The 17,145-nt window shown below is 64.3% G+C and carries 15 protein-coding genes; 10 read left to right on the top strand and 5 right to left on the bottom strand.

The genetic code is table 11. From position 1 onward, the window contains the following. Window positions 1–15: 15 nt before the first annotated feature. Both QA649_RS31800 and QA649_RS31795 read right to left on the bottom strand, forming a co-directional pair. Complete coding sequence (locus tag QA649_RS31800) at window positions 16–861, bottom strand: hypothetical protein (RefSeq protein WP_283020660.1); 846 nt, start codon at window positions 859–861, stop codon at window positions 16–18. Between the two features lie 93 nt (window positions 862–954). After that, window positions 955–1,452 carry a hypothetical protein gene (locus tag QA649_RS31795; protein WP_283020659.1) on the bottom strand — a complete coding sequence of 166 codons (498 nt, stop codon included), beginning with the start codon at window positions 1,450–1,452 and terminating at the stop codon, window positions 955–957. Between the two features lie 460 nt (window positions 1,453–1,912). Between QA649_RS31795 and QA649_RS31790 the strand changes: the two genes are divergently transcribed. The 6 genes from QA649_RS31790 to QA649_RS31765 all read left to right on the top strand — a co-directional run bounded on the left by QA649_RS31790 (window position 1,913) and on the right by QA649_RS31765 (window position 8,072). Further along, window positions 1,913–2,146, top strand: a complete 234-nt coding sequence (locus tag QA649_RS31790) for a hypothetical protein (RefSeq protein ID WP_008553259.1) — start codon at window positions 1,913–1,915, stop codon at window positions 2,144–2,146. Between the two features lie 193 nt (window positions 2,147–2,339). Then, window positions 2,340–3,224 (top strand): squalene synthase HpnC, encoded by an 885-nt coding sequence (hpnC, locus tag QA649_RS31785; protein WP_283020658.1) that lies wholly within the window; start codon window positions 2,340–2,342, stop codon window positions 3,222–3,224. Continuing rightward, window positions 3,214–4,053, top strand: coding sequence for a presqualene diphosphate synthase HpnD (gene hpnD / locus QA649_RS31780; RefSeq protein ID WP_283020657.1), 840 nt, complete (start codon window positions 3,214–3,216; stop codon window positions 4,051–4,053). Before hpnC ends, hpnD begins: the two co-directional genes overlap by 11 nt. Continuing rightward, a complete protein-coding gene (gene hpnE / locus QA649_RS31775; RefSeq protein ID WP_283020656.1) occupies window positions 4,053–5,309 on the top strand; it encodes a hydroxysqualene dehydroxylase HpnE in 1,257 nt (418 codons plus the stop codon). The genes hpnD and hpnE overlap by 1 nt, the downstream gene beginning before the upstream one ends. Before the next feature lie 64 nt (window positions 5,310–5,373). After that, complete coding sequence (shc, locus tag QA649_RS31770) at window positions 5,374–7,326, top strand: squalene--hopene cyclase (protein ID WP_283020655.1); 1,953 nt, start codon at window positions 5,374–5,376, stop codon at window positions 7,324–7,326. Beyond that, entirely contained in the window at window positions 7,323–8,072 is a 750-nt protein-coding gene (locus QA649_RS31765; protein ID WP_283020654.1) for a phosphorylase, read from the top strand. The genes shc and QA649_RS31765 overlap by 4 nt, the downstream gene beginning before the upstream one ends. A 70-nt stretch (window positions 8,073–8,142) precedes the next feature. Here the strand turns inward: QA649_RS31765 and QA649_RS31760 are convergent, their stop codons facing one another. After that, the gene (locus QA649_RS31760; RefSeq protein WP_283020653.1) at window positions 8,143–9,411 is read right to left on the bottom strand and encodes an ROK family protein; all 1,269 of its coding nucleotides are present in this window, start codon (window positions 9,409–9,411) and stop codon (window positions 8,143–8,145) included. 256 nt (window positions 9,412–9,667) lie between these two features. Between QA649_RS31760 and QA649_RS31755 the strand changes: the two genes are divergently transcribed. From QA649_RS31755 to QA649_RS31740, 4 genes are all read left to right on the top strand, one after another. Further along, window positions 9,668–10,630, top strand: a complete 963-nt coding sequence (locus tag QA649_RS31755) for a sugar-binding protein (protein ID WP_283020652.1) — start codon at window positions 9,668–9,670, stop codon at window positions 10,628–10,630. A gap of 58 nt (window positions 10,631–10,688) precedes the next feature. Then, window positions 10,689–12,215, top strand: coding sequence for a sugar ABC transporter ATP-binding protein (locus QA649_RS31750; protein WP_283020651.1), 1,527 nt, complete (start codon window positions 10,689–10,691; stop codon window positions 12,213–12,215). Then, window positions 12,212–13,270: an ABC transporter permease gene (locus QA649_RS31745; protein ID WP_283020650.1), complete on the top strand. Its 1,059-nt coding sequence runs from the start codon at window positions 12,212–12,214 to the stop codon at window positions 13,268–13,270. Before QA649_RS31750 ends, QA649_RS31745 begins: the two co-directional genes overlap by 4 nt. 150 nt (window positions 13,271–13,420) lie before the next feature. Next, entirely contained in the window at window positions 13,421–14,770 is a 1,350-nt protein-coding gene (locus QA649_RS31740; protein WP_283020649.1) for a carbohydrate porin, read from the top strand. Between the two features lie 247 nt (window positions 14,771–15,017). On the opposite strand, the gene hpnH is transcribed toward QA649_RS31740, so the two are convergent. Then, window positions 15,018–16,178: an adenosyl-hopene transferase HpnH gene (hpnH, locus tag QA649_RS31735; protein WP_260385108.1), complete on the bottom strand. Its 1,161-nt coding sequence runs from the start codon at window positions 16,176–16,178 to the stop codon at window positions 15,018–15,020. 36 nt (window positions 16,179–16,214) lie between these two features. Then, the gene (gene ispH, locus QA649_RS31730; RefSeq protein WP_018648008.1) at window positions 16,215–17,141 is read right to left on the bottom strand and encodes a 4-hydroxy-3-methylbut-2-enyl diphosphate reductase; all 927 of its coding nucleotides are present in this window, start codon (window positions 17,139–17,141) and stop codon (window positions 16,215–16,217) included. Window positions 17,142–17,145 lie beyond the last annotated feature (4 nt).

Genomic DNA, 17,145 nt, shown 5'->3' with positions numbered 1-17,145 from the left:
GCGGCGCGCTTCGGCTCACGCCTCGATCCGGACGATCCCGTACGGATTGAACTTGAAATCGTCCTCGGCGTAGTCCTGCTCGCGCGACAGCGTCAGATTGCGGTCGCGCAGCGTCGCCTCAACGCCGTGCTCGGCCATGGCGTTGGCGATCTCCTCCATCAGCATCACCGCGGACCATTCGTTGCCGCGCGATTTCGCGACATAGACCTCCGGCAGGCCGATGAGGTGATAGCCGACGGTCTCGTAGTAGCTGTTACCGCCGAGCGGGCGCTTGGCGAAGGCAAGGCGACAGGCCTTGGCGAGGGCGAGCGTCATCCCGAGGCCCTGGCTGGTCTTTGCGCCCGTGCGTGCCTGATCGGCGAGGCTGCGCCATCTCGCAACGCCGTGGGCGACGCCGGCGCTTTCGCCTTTCGCAGCGATGGCGCCCGCGTCGAACATCTCGTCCACGATCTGCAAGGCGGCTGCTGAATAGGCGGTCGCTTTCTGCTGATCCATCGGCGGGCTCAGCACGTAGAGTACCGCCTTGTGATTGACGACGGCCGCTTCGTCTGCCGCGGACCACGCTTTCGGGAAGACGCGGTCCCAGCACACGCCGAACGACCGCTCCATATGTGGATCGGGTTTGGCCTGCGAATAAGTGCGGTCGATCTCGAAGCCGAAATCGGCGATTGTCTTGGCCATTGCTTTCGGCGGATGCAGCAGGCTTTCATTCTTGCCGAGGAAACAGAGCACGTGACGCGGCTTCACGGATGAAGGCTGCATGTTCGTTTCCCGCTGATTTGGCGGTTGATCGTCGGCGAAGGCGCGACTGGCCACGAAGAGCCCGGCGGCTTTCAGCAGATGTCTGCGGATTGGGTCCATCTCAGCAGGTCCATCCGGGCAAGTTCATGTCAGCAAAAAGCCCCCGGCTCGCGGAGAACCGGGGGCGTGTTCCTCATCGGTGGGGAAGGGCAATCAGCCCTTCGTCATCGTGATGTTGACGCCGCGGATCTCGCCCTTGGAGGAGATCTGCACCGTCTGCTTGGTGCCGTTGGTGCGCAGCGACAGATTGGCGGCGAAGCCGTTGGCCTCGACGAACACGTCGATCTGGCCGCCGCCGGCGGTGCCCTGGAGGTTGCCGAAGATGTTGCGGCTCGCCTCGCTCCAATTGCCGGAGATGCGGTCGCCCTGGCTCGTCACGTCGCTGGTGAGGTCGAACTTGTAGCTGTCGGAGGCGCAGTGCAGGGCCTGCTTGAGGTTGAGGCCGCTGCCGGCGACCTTGTAGTCGGCCTTGCAGCGGATGCGTTCGGTGGAGCCGTCGGACAGCGAGACCGTGCCGGTGCCGGTCCACGCGCCGTCGAAGCCGGCAAACGGTCCGGACGACTGTGCGTGGCTCGTCGAAACCGAGAAGAGCAGCGCAGCGCCAACGCCGGCCGCAGTGATTGCCAGTCCAGATCGCCCAAAGAATTTCATCACAAATATCCCGTTTTGGAACGACGTCCGTTCAAGGTTAAGGACGTCTCGCCACATCGAAGGTTTAGTGTTCCGAGCCTGTGTCAGGTTCAACGCGCCAGGACCAGAGATAGTGGTTCACCGGGCGTCGGCGAGGGGCCCGGACCTTGCGATTTGCTGTGTTTCGGCGTGTTTCTGGCCGAAACGGCGGGGCGGAGAGATGCAGCGCTGCAACAGCCGTGCAGTAAAATGCGAACCTTCTGAATTATGACGTAGTATCAAACCCTTACATCTGCCAATGAAGGTGCAGGGAAGACCTGATTTGGTGGGGGCGGCGCCAATTTGGCCGCATTTGCCAGTGCTTGTGCCTTCTCTGAGGCCGCTACCCTGCGGCGACTTGCCATCAGAACAATCCGTTCCGGTCCTCCGCCCAGTGCTGTCCGGGATTGGTGCGATTCTGCCGTCAGAATGAAGGAATACAATGCGTAAGCTTCTCGTCGCTCTCACCCTGCTGTCGGCATCCCTTTCGACGGCGGCGTTCGCCCAGCAAGGGCGCGGCACGGACGCCGAGCAGAAGGCCTGCACGCGCGATGTGCAGAAGTTCTGCCGTCCGGTCATCGACCAGGGCGATTTCACCATCCTGGCCTGCCTGAAGGAGAACCGGGCCAAGATCTCACAGGCCTGCGACCAGGTCCTGAAGAACCACAACCAGTAAGCTCGGCCACTGGCCCACCCAAGGCGGCCCCCGGGCCGCCTTTTTCGGGCCGGATCCGCGAAGGGCAGCCATCGAGAGCAGGATTGGTTTTGCGGCCGTATTCCCCTATATGGGGGCCGCGGCGGCATCGCCGGCATGAGCCCGCGCGTGCGAAAAAGCCCTTCCTGTCCAAACGATTGTAAACCAGCCCTCGATGACCTCTGCGAGCGAATTGCGATCCGGCAAGGGTGACCGCGACGAGAATTTTCCCGTCGCGTCCTGGATCATTCATCCACGTCATCGCGCCCTGATCCTGGCCTATTACAATTTCGTCCGCACCGCCGACGACATCGCCGACCACGCCACGCTGCCGCCCGACCAGAAGCTCGCTTATCTCGACCTGCTCGAGGCGGAACTGCTCGGCAAGGGCGACACCCAGCTTGAGGCCGTCACCCTGCGCCGTGCGCTGGCCGAGCGCGGCATGGCGCCGCGTCACGCGCTCGACGTGCTGATCGCGTTCCGCATGGACGTGACCAAGCTGCGCTACGAGACCTGGGACGAGGTCATCCACTATTGCCGCTATTCTGCGATGCCGGTCGGCCGCTTCATGCTCGACGTTCACGGTGAGAGCACCTCGACCTGGGCCGCCTCGGATGCGCTCTGCGCCGGCCTCCAGATCAACAATCACCTGCAGGATTGCGGCAAGGATTTCCGCGAGCTCAACCGCGTCTATCTCCCGCGCGACGCGCTGGCAGCACACGGCGCCTCGGTCGAGCAGCTTGGGCTTGCGCAATCGCCGCCGGCGATGCTGGCCTGCCTGCAGTCGCTCGCCGCGCGTAACGAGGCGCTGCTCGACGAGGGCAGGTCATTGAGCGCGGAGATCCGCGATTTCCGCCTCGGGGTCGACGTCGCAGTGATCCAGGCCTATGCCGACCGCATCGTGCGCCTCTTGAAGGTGCGCGATCCCCTGCGCGAGCGCGTGCACCTGAACAAGTTCGAGCTTCTCACCTTCAGCCTCGCCGGCATGATCGGCGAAGTCGGCCGCCGCGCGATCGGACGCAAGGCCATAACCAGACCGGGGACTGCACATGACGCTTGAGGCGGCCACGCCCGGCGCCAGTTATGGCTCGACCGCATCCGGCAGCTCGTTCTATGCCGCGATGCGCATCCTGCCGCACGACCAGCGCGAAGCGATGTTTCAGATCTACAGCTTCTGCCGCCAGGTCGACGACATCGCCGATTCCGACGGTCCGCGCGACGAGCGGCTCGCCGCGCTCCAGCAATGGCGCAACGACATCGACGCGCTCTACCATGGCAATCCGCCGCCGCGGCTGAAGGACTACGTCGCCTCGGTGAAGACCTTCGGGCTCAAGCGCGAGGATTTCCTGGCCATCGTCGACGGCATGGAGATGGACGTGCCGCAGGACATCCGCGCGCCCGACATGGCGACGCTGGATCTCTATTGCGACCGCGTCGCCAGCGCCGTGGGGCGGCTGTCGGTGCGGGTGTTCGGCATGCCGGAGGAAGACGGCATCCTGCTCGCCCATCATCTCGGCCGCGCGCTGCAGCTGACCAACATCCTGCGCGACATCGACGAGGACGCCGGCCTCGGCCGGCTCTATCTGCCGCGCGAGGCGCTGCTGCATGCAGGCATCACCTCCAATGATCCGAACCGTGTGATCGCCGAGCGCGCGCTGCCGAAGGTCTGCGTGCCGTTGACGCAGCGTGCGAAGATGCATTTCGAGAAGTCGGACGAGATCATGAACCGCAACAAGCGCCGCGCCGTGCGCGCGCCGCGGATCATGTCGAAATACTATCATTCCATTCTGGACCTCCTGATCGCGCGCGGTTTCAACGCGCCGCGCGAGCCGGTGCGTGTGTCGAAGATCACACGCATCCTGATCCTGCTCCGTTACGCTTTCATCTGATGCAAAACACAGCTCACATCATCGGCGCTGGAATTTCCGGCCTCACCGCCGCCGTGCGGCTCGCCAATGGCGGCTTCAAGGTCGCCGTGCACGAGGCGACGCACCAGGCCGGCGGCCGCTGCCGCTCCTATTTCGACGGCGCCACCAACCTCACCATCGACAACGGCAATCATCTGCTGCTGTCGGGCAACAGCCACGCGCGCGCCTATGCGCGCGCGATCGGCACCGAGGCGGGACTCGTCGGGCCGGATCGCGCACAATTTCCGTTCGTCGACATCAAGACCGGGCAGCGCTGGCAGATCGATCTCGGCGATGGCCGATGGCCGACCTGGGTGCTCGACGAGAGCCGCCGCGTGCCCGACACCGGCCTCACCGATTATCTCAAGCTGGCGCCGCTGGTCTGGGCGTCGGAGGAGACGCTGGTCAGCAAGTCCATCCCGACCGAAGGCATCCTCTACCAGCGCCTTGTGCAGCCGCTGCTGCTCGCGGCGCTCAACGTCGATCCGCCCGAGGGATCGGCCGGGCTTGCCGGTGCGATCGTGCGCGAGACGCTGCTTGCGGGCGGGCAGGCCTGCCGTCCCCTGATCGCGCGCGACGGTCTCAGCGCCGTGCTGATCGAGCCGGCGGTGAAGTTCTTGGCTGAGCGTGGCCACACCGTTCAGCTCGGCCATGAGCTGCGTTCGTTCGTCAACACCGACGGCAAGGTGACCGCGCTGAACTTCGGCGGCGAGGATGTGATCCAGCTCGGTGCAGGTGACGTGATCGTGATGGCAGTGCCGCCGCGCGCGGCCGCGAGCCTGCTGCCGGGCCTGAAGACGCCGACCGAATTCCGCGCCATCGTGAATGCGCATTTCCGTTTTGAGCCGCCGCCGGGCTCGGCGCCGATCCTCGGCGTGATCGGCGGCGTCGTGGAATGGCTGTTCGCGTTCCCGAACCGGCTCTCGGTGACCATCAGCAACGGCGACCGTCTCGTCGACATGCCGCGCGAGGAACTCGCGCAGGCGATCTGGAGCGACGTCTGCAAGGCCGGCGGGGTTTCCGGCGAATTGCCTCCTTGGCAGATCGTGCGTGAGCGCCGTGCCACATTTGCGGCGACGCCCGCTCAGAATGCCTTGCGTCCGGGGCCGGTCACCGCGCTGAAAAACCTGTTCCTCGCCGGCGACTGGACTGCTACGGGATTGCCGGCAACCATCGAGGGATCGGTCCGGTCGGGTGACCGCGCCGCCGATCTGGTTCTGGCCGCCAAAGGATCCTGAAAAGCGGCCCTGACGGGCAATGTCCCGGTCAACTTTCAATCGACTATCGGAGCAATCGAGCGACATGGATTCCGTGAACGCGACCAGCCGCGAAGCTTTGGAATCGAGCATTGCGTCGGCGACGCAAGGCGTCCTCGGCTTCCAGCAATCCGACGGCCATTGGGTGTTCGAGCTCGAGGCCGACTGCACGATTCCGGCCGAGTACATCCTGCTGCGCCATTATCTCGCCGAGCCCGTCGACACCGTGCTCGAGGCCAAGATCGGCAATTATCTGCGTCGCGTGCAGGGCGCCCATGGTGGCTGGCCGCTCGTGCATGACGGCGAGTTCGACATGAGCGCCAGCGTGAAGGCGTACTTCGCGCTGAAGATGATCGGCGACTCCGTCGACGCCCCGCACATGGTGCGCGCGCGCGAGGCGATCCACGCCCGCGGCGGCGCGGTCAACAGCAACGTCTTCACCCGCTTCCTGCTCGCGACCTTCGGCGTCGTGAGCTGGCGCGCGGTGCCGGTGCTGCCGATCGAGATCGTGCTGCTGCCGTTCTGGTCGCCGTTCCATCTCAACAAGATCTCCTACTGGGCGCGCACCACCATGGTGCCGCTGATGGTGATCGCCGCGCTGAAGCCGCGCGCGAGGAATCCGAAGGGCGTCGGCATCGACGAATTGTTCCTGCAGGATCCGCGCTCGATCGGCATGACCGCGAAGGCGCCGCATCAGAGCATGGCCTGGTTCCTGCTGTTCCGTTCGCTCGATGCGATCCTGCGCGTGATCGAGCCGCTGTTTCCGAAGAGCCTACGCAAGCGCGCGATCGACGCGGCGCTCGCCTTCACCGAGGAGCGCCTCAACGGCGAGGACGGCATGGGCGCGATCTATCCGCCGATGGCCAACATCGTCATGATGTACGACGCGCTCGGCAAGGACGAGAACTTCCCGCCGCGCGCGATCACGCGCCGGGGCATCGACAAGCTGCTCGTGATCAAGGGCGAGGAGGCCTATTGCCAGCCCTGCGTCTCGCCGGTGTGGGACACGACGCTGACCGCGCACGCGCTGCTGGAAGCCGGCGGCGACAAGGCGGTGCCTGCGGCCAAGCAGGGCCTCGACTGGCTGATCCCGAGGCAGGAGCTCGAGGTGAAGGGCGACTGGGCGGCGAAGCGGCCCGACGTCCGCCCCGGCGGCTGGGCCTTTCAATACAACAACGCGCATTACCCCGACCTCGACGACACCGCCGTGGTGGTGATGTCGATGGACCGCATGCGCCGCGAGCACGGTGCGACCGGCTATGATGCCGCGATCGCCCGCGGCCGGGAGTGGATCGAGGGCATGCAGAGCGACGACGGCGGCTGGGCCGCCTTCGACGTCAACAACCTCGAATATTACCTCAACAACATCCCGTTCTCGGACCATGGCGCGCTGCTCGATCCGCCGACCGAGGACGTGACCGCGCGCTGCATCTCGATGCTGGCCCAGCTCGGCGAGACCGAGAAGACCAGCAAGCACGTCGCCGACGGCGTTGCCTACCTCAGGAAGACCCAGCACCCGGAAGGGTCCTGGTACGGCCGCTGGGGCATGAACTTCATCTATGGAACCTGGTCGGTGCTCTGCGCCCTCAACATGGCCGGCGTCCGCCACGATGACCCCATGATCCGGAAAGCCGCGGACTGGCTGGCCTCGATCCAGAACGACGACGGCGGCTGGGGCGAGGACGCTGTCAGCTACCGCCTGGACTACAAGGGATGGGAGGCCGCCCCCTCGACCGCCTCGCAAACGGCATGGGCCTTGCTTGCCCTGATGGCGGCAGGCGAGGTTGATCACCCGGCCGTCGCCCGCGGGGTGGAGTACCTGATTGCAACACAGAACGAAAAAGGACTGTGGGACGAGCAGCGGTATACCGCCACAGGCTTCCCCCGCGTGTTCTATCTACGGTATCATGGTTACCCAAAGTTCTTTCCGCTGTGGGCGTTGGCGCGGTATCGGAACTTGCGGAATACCAACAGCAGGGTGGTAGGGGTCGGAATGTGACTTTGGGGACGGGGGACTATATTACCGCGGGTAATGCCATCGACCCGCGGCCGATACTGATCGTGACCGGATTGGTGCAGGAGGCCCGAATTGCGGCCGGTCCTGGCATGGCGGTCATCTGTTCGTCGAGCAGCCCGACCCAGTTGCGGGCGCTGCTGACGGTGGTGGACCCTGAGACGATTCGCGGCGTGATCTCGTTCGGCGTGGCCGGCGGGCTCGACCCGACGCTGCGCTCCGGCGACGTCGTGCTGGCAACCGAGGTGCTGTCCGGCGACACCCGCTGGGCCGCCGGTCTGTCGCTCGGCGACGACCTGATCGAACGCCTGACCTCGGGCCGCCGCCGCGTGGTGCGCGGCAGCCTCGCCGGCGCCGAGGAGGTGGTCACGAAGCGGTCCTGCAAGGCGGCGTTGCACTCCGAAACCGGAGCCTCCGCCGTCGATATGGAAAGCCACATCGCGGCGGCCTACGCCGCCGAGGCCGGGCTGCCCTTCGCCGCGGTCCGCGTCATCAGCGATCCCGCCCACCGCGCGCTGCCCGCGCTCGCCCGTGCCGCGATCAAGCCGAACGGCCAGATCGACCTCGGAGCCGTGCTGCGCGGCATCGTGCGCAACCCGGCGACGCTGCATGCGCTGGTCTCGACCGGCATCGACTTCAACCGCGCGCTGCGCTCACTGCGTGGTTGCCGTGACTATCTGATCGGCACCGAGATCGTCGACAGCGAGGCTTTGGTCTCCAAGGCGGCCTGATCTCTTGATGCGATGAAACAAAAGGCCCGGTCATCATTGGCGACCGGGCCTTTTGCGTTTTGGTGCATGCTCACTCGGTCGCCTCCATGCGGTTTCGGTCTACGACCCACAGGGTCCGTCGCACCATGCCCTCGACGATTGCCGCCGACTCGCTTGGACGCAGATAGATCGCCGTGGACTTGAGCAGCCACGGCAAGACCGCTTGCTCGAGCCGCTCCTCATAGGCGCGGCGCATCATGTCAAATGCCTGCAGGCCGGGTCCCGCCAGGATCACATGGTGTGGGCGCAGCACGGATATCGTTGCCGCGACCGCCTCGGCAAGCGCGCGACCTGCCTGCTGGAATACGTGCTCGAGACGGGGATCGCCGCTCCGCGCTCGCTCGCGCAGCAGGGCCATCTGCGCCTCGGAAGGCTGTTGCGCCGCCGCCGGCGGCAAGTCGAGAAAGGTGCGGGCGTCGCGGTAGAGCGCATAGTCGGCGAGATGGGCCTCGATGCAGCCGCGCTGGCCGCAGCGACATTGCGGCCCGTTCGATCCCAATTTGATATGGCCAATCTCGCTGCCGGCGCCGGCGCCCCAGCGCGCTTCACCGTCGACAACGACGCCCATGCCGACGCCGTGGCCGACCATGATCGTGGCCGAGAGACCCTGCGCCAGGGACGGCTCCGCGGCGGTGAGGGCGAGGGCAACCGCGACAGCGTCATTCGCCATCACGACTTCGGCGTCGAAAGCCTGGCGCACCGGCTTCACCAGATCGACATCGGTGATCGACAGGGCCGGACTCCAAAGATGCCGACCGGTGTCCGCGTTCACGATGCCTTGGAGGGCAATCCCTATTCCCAACAGGCGATGGCGCGGTGTGGCCGTCGCCTCGAGCATCGCATCGATCTGCGCAATCACGAGATCGCATAACGCACCCGCATCGAGAGCCCGGGTCGCGATTTCGAGCCGCGATTGCGCCAGGCTGGAGCCGCTGAAATCCGCGATCAGCGTTTCGATCAGATTCATGCGCAGCGAGACCGCAATGATGCGGCCGAACTCCGGGTTCAGGGTCAGCAGCACGGCGGGCCGGCCACGGCGGCGGCCGTTCAGCCCGTCCGCATCGTCTTCGTCCGTGTCGTCGGACCATGAGGTTGCCGCCGTCTCGGTCTCGCACAGCAACTCTTCCGCGATCAGCCTCGATGTCAGGCCGGACACGGCGGGGAAGCTCAATCCCGTGCTCCGGGCGAGCTCCACACGCGGCAACGGTCCCTGGCGTCGCAAAACCTCCACGAGGCGGCCGCGATTCGAGCCGCGGGCGGTGCTGGAAATGCGTCTCGGCTGCTCAATTTGGTCAACCATGCTGTCTCTTTAATTCACAAAGTGAAATTAATGTGGAGCGGAAGGGTGGTGTGATCGGAAAAGCACAGCCACAAAAGGTCGTTTGGGAGTCATATTTACTAATATCATACCTCATGTACTATTTCCGCTTGAAGAAGGAGCCAGTACATCCTGTTTTTGGTGTTTTTGCTCTGCGACATTTCTTCGCTGCGTAAATAAAATAGGGCGCAAAAGCGTCGAGAAGCCCCTCGTCCGGGGTGACCAAAGGGAGGTGCAAATGAACCGATCGATGAAGAAATTGCTAGTGCCGCTGCTGGCGACCGCCGCGCTCGGGATGGCAACGGGTGTGGCGCAGGCCCAGCAGAAGAAGACCATCGCGCTGGTCACCAATGTTGCGGCCGACTTCTGGACCATCGCCGGCCGTGGGCTCGAAAAGGCACAGAAGGAGCACCCCGACTACAACATCGAATTGATCGTCACCAACGAAGGGACGGCGGCGGGCCAGCGGCGCGAGCTGGACGACCTGCTGGTGCGCGGCGTCGCCGGCATCTCCATCTCGGTCGACGATGCGCCGCATGCGACCGAGCAGCTCAACAAGGTTGCGGCCAAGACCGTATTGATCACGACGGACAGCGACGCGCCGCAGAGCAATCGTCTCGCCTATATCGGCACCGACAACGTCGCGGCCGGGCGACAAGCAGGCGAGGAGATCAAGAAGGCGCTGCCGAACGGCGGCAAGATCGCGCTGTTCGTCGGCACGATGGACGCGGACAACGCCCGCGAGCGGGTGCAGGGAATCAAGGACGCGATCGCCGGCACCAAGGTCGAACTGGTCGACGTGTTCACCGATCAGGTGGACTTCGCCAAGGCCAAGGCGAATATGGAGAACGTGCTCGTCAAATATCCCGACATTGCGCTTTTGTCCGGTCTTTGGAGCTACGAGACACCGCTGATCTATGACGCGGTCAAGGCGGCGGGCAAGGCCGGCAAGGTGAAGATCGTCGGCTTCGACGAGGACCAGCGCACGCTGCGGGGAATATCCGACGGCACAATCGAATCCACGGTCGTGCAGCAGCCGTACGAGTTCGGCTATCTCTCCGCCACCAACATCATCAAGACGCTGAACGGCGACAAGTCCTGGATCCCGTCTGACGGCAAGCTGATCGTGCCGACCCAAGTGATCAGCAAGTCCAACGTCGCGGAATTCACCGCAAATCTGAAGGGACTGCTGAAGAAGTGACTTTCAGCGCCTTTCGACGCCCGGCTGGTACAGCCGGGCGTCGTGCGGGAGGAAATGAATGGCGGAAATCCTGTTCGAACTCGCCGGGATCAGCAAGTCCTATCCCGGCGTCATGGCCCTCGACGATGTCAGCCTGCGTGTGTACCGCGGCGAAGTGTTGGGCCTGATCGGCGAGAACGGCGCCGGCAAATCGACGCTGATGCGCGTGCTGGGTGGCGTGATTGCGCCGAGCGAGGGCGTGATCCGCATCGGCGGCACCGAGCACGTCCGTATGACGGTGAACGAGGCGACGCAGGCCGGCATCGCCTTCGTGCATCAGGAATTGAACCTTTTCGAAAATCTCGACGTCGCCGCGAACGTCTTCATCGGACGCGAGAGACTTGTCGGCGGCCCGCTGAAGCTGGTGGACGATGCGGAGATGCGCGCCCGCGTGACGCCGCTGCTGGAGCGGCTGGGCGCCGATTTCGCCCCGGACACGCTGGTCGACAATTTATCGATCGCCGAGCGTCAGTTGGTGGAGATCGCCAAGGCGCTCTCGATCGACGCCCGCGTGATCATCATGGACGAGCCGACCTCCAGCCTGACGATTTCGGAAACTGAACGGCTGCTGGAGGTGATTGCCGATCTGAAGGCGCACGGCATCTCGGTGATCTACATCTCTCACCGGCTCAGCGAGATCATGACCTGTGCCGACCGCGTCGTGGTGCTCCGCGACGGGCGCACGGTGGGAGAGCTGGCGCGGGACCGGCTGAGCCACGCCGCCATGATCCGGCTGATGATCGGTCGCGACCTGAAAGCGCTGCATACGCCGCCGAAGCGGCCGCCGCTGCCGGGCGGCTGCGACATCGTCGGTCTCGTGACATCGGCCTTTCCCGACCGGCAGGTCGATCTTTCCGTGCGGCATGGCGAGATACTCGGGCTGGCAGGGCTCGTGGGCGCCGGTCGCACCTCCCTGGCTCGCGCGGCCTTCGGCATTGACCCGCTGCTGGGCGGCGAGATCAGGATCGACAACGCGGCGATCGATGTCGCATCGCCGCGGGACGCGATCAGGCAAGGCATCTATCTGATGCCGGAGGACCGCAAGAAATCCGGGCTCGTGCTGGAGCTGCCGATCCGGGAGAACGTGACGCTGGCCAGCCTGCTGAATTATGCGCGGATGTGGCTGGTCAGCGGCCCGGCCGAGCGCAAGGTCGCGACAGAGCAGGTGAGGCGCCTCTCCATCAAGGTGCCGAGCATCGACATGGAGGCCGTGACGCTCTCCGGCGGCAACCAGCAAAAGGTCGTGCTGGGCAAGTGGCTTTCGATGCAGCCGCGCGTGATGTTCTTCGACGAGCCGACCCGTGGCGTCGATGTCGGCGCCAAGAGCGAGATCTACGCGCTGATGCGCGAGCTCGCCGACCAGGGCGTCGCGATCGTGATGATTTCTTCGGACATGGAGGAGGTCATTGGCGTCTCCGACCGGATCGCGGTGATGCATGAAGGCAGCATCAGCGGCGTGCTGGAGCGAGCGCAGTTCAGCGAATACAACGTATTGCAGCTTGCAATCGGCCAGGCGCCGGAAACCGTCGAAGCGGCTGCGCCATGAACAAGAAAGAACTCGGCCTGGGCCTGCTGCTCCTGGTGATTGCCGCCATCACCGGCGCGATCAATCCGGCCTTCCTGTCGCTGGTGAACTTGCTGAACATGGCCAACCTGATCGGCCTCTTCGGTGTGTTTGCGCTCGGCGAGGGGCTCGTGATCATCACAGGCGGCATCGACCTCTCGCTTGGCTCGATGTTCGCGCTGCTTGGCGTCGTCTTCATCGACCTTCTGACGACCTATCAGGTTCCCTGGCCCTTGGCGCTGCTGGCCGTCTTGCTCGGCGGGACGGTGCTCGGAGCAATTCAGGGGTTCCTCGTCACCCGATTGAAGATGCAGCCCTTCATCGTGACGCTGTGCGGGCTCCTGATCTATCGCGGCGCCGCCCGCTACTATACGTCCGACTCGACACGCGGCTTCGGCTACGGCGACGAGGCCGCGACGTTGAGCAGCATTGCCTCCGGCAATGTGGCGGGCATCCCGAACACCTTCATCCTTCTGATCATCCTTGCGCTCGTCCTCGGCGTGGTGCTGCACCGCTCGGTCTACGGGCGCTGGCTTTATGCCGTCGGCAAGAACGAGGAAGCGGCGCGCTTCTCGGGCATCAACACGAATCTCGTGATCGCAACCGCCTACATCATCAGCGGTTTGCTCGCCGGCGTTTCAACAGTCCTGTTCGTGTTCTACACCAACTCGGTGTCTCCGAGCTCCTTCGGCAATTTCTATGAGCTCTACGCGATCGCGGCTGCCGTCCTCGGCGGGTGCAGCCTGCGCGGCGGCGAAGGCTCGATCCTCGGCATCGTGCTGGGGACTGCGCTGCTGCAGGTGCTGCAGAACCTCGTGAATATCCTGGGCATCCCCAATTCCCTGAACTTCGCGGTGATGGGGACGGTGATTCTGATCGGCGTGTTGGCGGATCAACAACTGCAGGCCCGACGGCGGCGCCAGATGGCGCTGGCCGGCATTGCCCGCACGGCGCCGAGATCGACTCTTGAAGGACGGCAGGGCGCAGCACCGCGCGGCGTGGACGCGCTGCCGGCGAGAACGGGCGACCAGGCATGACGGATCCAGGCTCCAGTTGACACAAGGCGGCTGCGTGGGCGCGCGGCTGTGACGGTGTGTGCTGGGGAAGGAGCGCGTTCCAGGCTCGAGGGCTTGGCCGGAACGTGAGGCAAGAATGACAAAGCCTGAGACGGCGGGAGGACGAGAGAAATGTTGCGCAGGTTTGTGAACACCGCGTGTGCGTGCGGTGTGGGGATCGTTTTGTCATCGCTGTTGGGCGGTGGGGTGCATGCGGCGGATATGGTGACGAAAGCCGCGCCCGTTCCTTATGCTGAAACCGATGATTTCTGGACGAGGCCATACCTGTTCGGCGATCTCGGCAGGACACAGCTGAAGGAGCGGGGCATCGAGCTAGGCCTGACGCTGGGTAACGAATCCGTCGGCAACGTTACGGGCGGAAGCAAGAACACAGCGGCGAACGCCGGTCAGTTGTGGTTCGGCGCGAAGCTCGACATGGGGAAGCTTGCCGGCATCCAGGGCGGCACCGTCGGCCTGACGCTGGTCGATCGCTTCGGCCGCAACCTGAATGATCAGGCGGGCATTCCCGCCTTGCAGCTGACCAACGAAGTGTTCGGCCGCGGCAATATTCTGCGCCTGACGCAGCTCTATTACTCGCAGAAGCTTCTCGATGATCGGCTCGAGCTCAAGGGCGGCCGTCTGCCGGTCGGCTCCGACTTCTTCTTCGGCCTGTGCGAGTTCATCAACCTGACCTTCTGCGGCGGCCAGCCCGGCAACATCCAGGGTGGCTACATCTATAACTGGCCGGTGAGCCAGTGGGCCGGCGTCGTCCACTACAAGATCGCGCCGGAATTCACGATTTCGGTCGGCGTCTACGACGCCAATCCGAATTATCTGACGACGTCAGATCCGACCGTCTATTTCTTGCCGGGCGTCCCTCACTCGACCCCCGCCAGCGGCGTGTTGGTCCCGGTGGAGTTGGTGTGGGCGCCGTCCGGTCCCTTGAACGGGACCTGGAGAGTTGGCGGCTGGTACGACAGCGCATCGACCATTGATGGTGGCCTTCCCGGTATCGTGTCCACCATCCCCGGCGTTGGAGGCGTCCCGGATCAAAATCTCGGAAGTCAAAGGGGCCGCTACGGCGTCTACGAGTCGATCCTGCAACGGCTGACCGTCGACGGCCCCGGTGCGGTGGGTTGGTATACCTTCCTCAATACGACCGTTGCCGATCACCGGACGTCGTACCAGGACTACCAGATCGCCCTCGGCTTCCGGCATACCGGAACGTTCTCCTGGCGTCCCCAGGACGAAGTCGGCTTCGCGGTGGGCACGACCCACGTGAACTCGGCGGCCTTCGGCCCCAACGCCGGCGGCAACGAGGTTCCGCTCGAAGTCTGGTACGGATGGCAGGCGACCGGCTGGATGAACCTCAAGTTCGACGCGCAATATGTGATCAATCCCGGCGGGCGCGGCTATAACGGCGCGGGCGTGAAGACCGACAATGCCGTGGTTCTCGGCATGCGCACCGAGGTCCATTTCTGATGTGACGCCAACACGTCTGATGCGTAAGCCGGGGCATGCCCGTCGACGGGCATGCCAGGAAGCATCGGAGCGTAAGCAACATGCGGCGGCCCCCCCTTGGCGGAGCCGCCCTGCAAGTGAGACTTCAGTCGTCCCGACGTTGTCGCTGCTCGCCGCAACCCACGCTGCGAACGCGACGCCGAACAAAAGAAAAAGCCCGGTCGCGATAGCGACCGGGCTTTTGCATTTCGATGTTCGTAGCCCGCGCTTACGCCGCCGTCGAAGCCTTCCGTGCAGCCTTCTCCTGCGCTGCGGCAGCTTCGTCCTTGCGGATCTCGGAGAGCTTCTTCTGGACCTGCTCCGAGAAGATGTACTGCGCCGGGCGCTGCTTGGACATGTCGATCTCCGGCACCATCGGGCCAGTGGTCTTGATGCCGCGCAGCGACACCCACATCGCCTTCAGCGGGTTGTTGAGGGCTGCGGTTGCCGCGGTCGGCTCGTAGCCGCAATGGGCCATACAGTCGGCGCACTTCTCGTACTTGCCGGTGCCGTAGGTCTCCCAGTCGGTGGTGTCCATCAGCTCCTTGAAGGTTTTTGCGTAGCCTTCACCGAGCAGGTAGCAGGGCTTCTGCCAACCGAAGATGTTGCGGGCGGGCATGCCCCAGGGCGTGCACTCGTATTCCTGGTTGCCGGCGAGGAAGTCCAGGAACAGGCCGGAATGCATGAAATTCCACTTCTTGCCCTTGCCCATGGCGAAGACGTCGCGGAACAGCTTCTTGGTCTTGGTGCGGTTGAGGAAGTGCTCCTGGTCCGGCGCGCGCTCATAGGCGTAGCCCGGCGACATCGAGACGCCGACCCCGAGCTCGACGGTGAGATCCAGGAACTTCGCGATCTCCTCGGCCGGGTGGCCGTCGAAGATGGTGGCGTTGACGTTCACGGTGAAGCCGCGCGCCTTGGCCGCCTTGATCGCGGAGACCGCGCGGTCGAACACGCCCTTCTGCGACACCGCCTTGTCGTGGTGATCGCGCAGGCCGTCGAGATGCACCGAGAAGAACAGGTACGGCGAGGGCTCGAACAGATCGAGCTTCTTCTCCAGCAGCAGCGCGTTGGTGCAGAGCGAGACGAACTTCTTGCGCGCGACGAGGCCGCGCACGATCTCGCCGATCTCCTTGTGGATCAGCGGCTCGCCGCCGGGAATGGCGACCATCGGCGCGCCGCACTCGTCGGCGGCGTCCCAGCACTCCTGCGCCGTCATGCGGCGGTTGAGGATCGCATCGGGATAATCGATCTTGCCGCAGCCGACGCAGGCGAGGTTGCAGCGGAACAGCGGCTCCAGCATCAGCACGAGCGGGTAGCGCTTGCGGCCAAGCAGTTTCTGCTTGAGCAAATAGCCGCCGATACGCATTTCCTTGAAGAAGGGGATTGCCATTACACGTTTCTTTCTGGGCTTGAAATTCTAGGTGGGTCAGCTCGCGGCCAGTTGGGCCGGAAGCCGGAATTCGATGTTTTCCTCGCGACCGGGGAGCACCTGGACCTTGACCGGTCCGATCCGCCGCATCGCTTCGATCACGTCATCCACGAGTACCTCAGGCGCCGAAGCGCCGGCCGTCACGCCGACAGTCCTGGCATCTTTCAACCACTCCGGATTGAGCTCGCTGCCGTCGGCAATCAAATAACTCGCGACGCCGGCTTCAGTGCCGATTTCGCGGAGCCGGTTCGAGTTCGAGCTGTTGGCAGCGCCCACCACCAAGATCACGTCGACCAGCTTGCTCAAGTCCCTTACCGCAGATTGGCGGTTCTGTGTCGCATAGCAGATATCCCGGATATCCGGGCCTTGAATATCTGTAAAGCGGGCCTGGAGGGCCGCGATGATGTCCCTTGTGTCGTCGACCGACAGGGTGGTCTGGGTGATGTAGGCCACTGGGCTATCCGCCGGCAGCGTCAGGGCGTTAACCTCTTCAACGCTTTGGACAAGTAGCACCGGCCCCGGGACCTGGCCCATCGTGCCCTCGACTTCGGGGTGGCCGGCATGGCCGATCAGGATCAGGGTGCGGCCCTTGGTGATGTAGCGCTTCCCCTGATTGTGAACTTTCGTGACCAGCGGGCAGGTGGCATTGAGCACCGGAAGGTCGCGCGCGGCGGCCTCTTCCTCGACGCTGCGGGCGACGCCATGGGCGCTGAAGACCGTGACCGATTTCGGCGGAACCTCGGACAGCTCCTCGACGAAAATGGCGCCTTTGTTCTTCAGGCTCTCCACCACGTATTTGTTATGCACGATCTCGTGGCGCACGTAGACGGGCGGGCCGTATTTCTCCAGGGCCCGCTCCACGATCTCGATTGCACGCACCACACCCGCACAGAAGCCGCGCGGCTGCGCCAGATAAACTTCCATAGGA

The organism is Bradyrhizobium sp. CB1717 (assembly GCF_029714325.1).
Classification (GTDB): domain Bacteria; phylum Pseudomonadota; class Alphaproteobacteria; order Rhizobiales; family Xanthobacteraceae; genus Bradyrhizobium.
The sequence above is the reverse complement of the archived record's forward strand: the minus strand, read 5'-3'. Positions and strand labels throughout refer to the sequence as shown.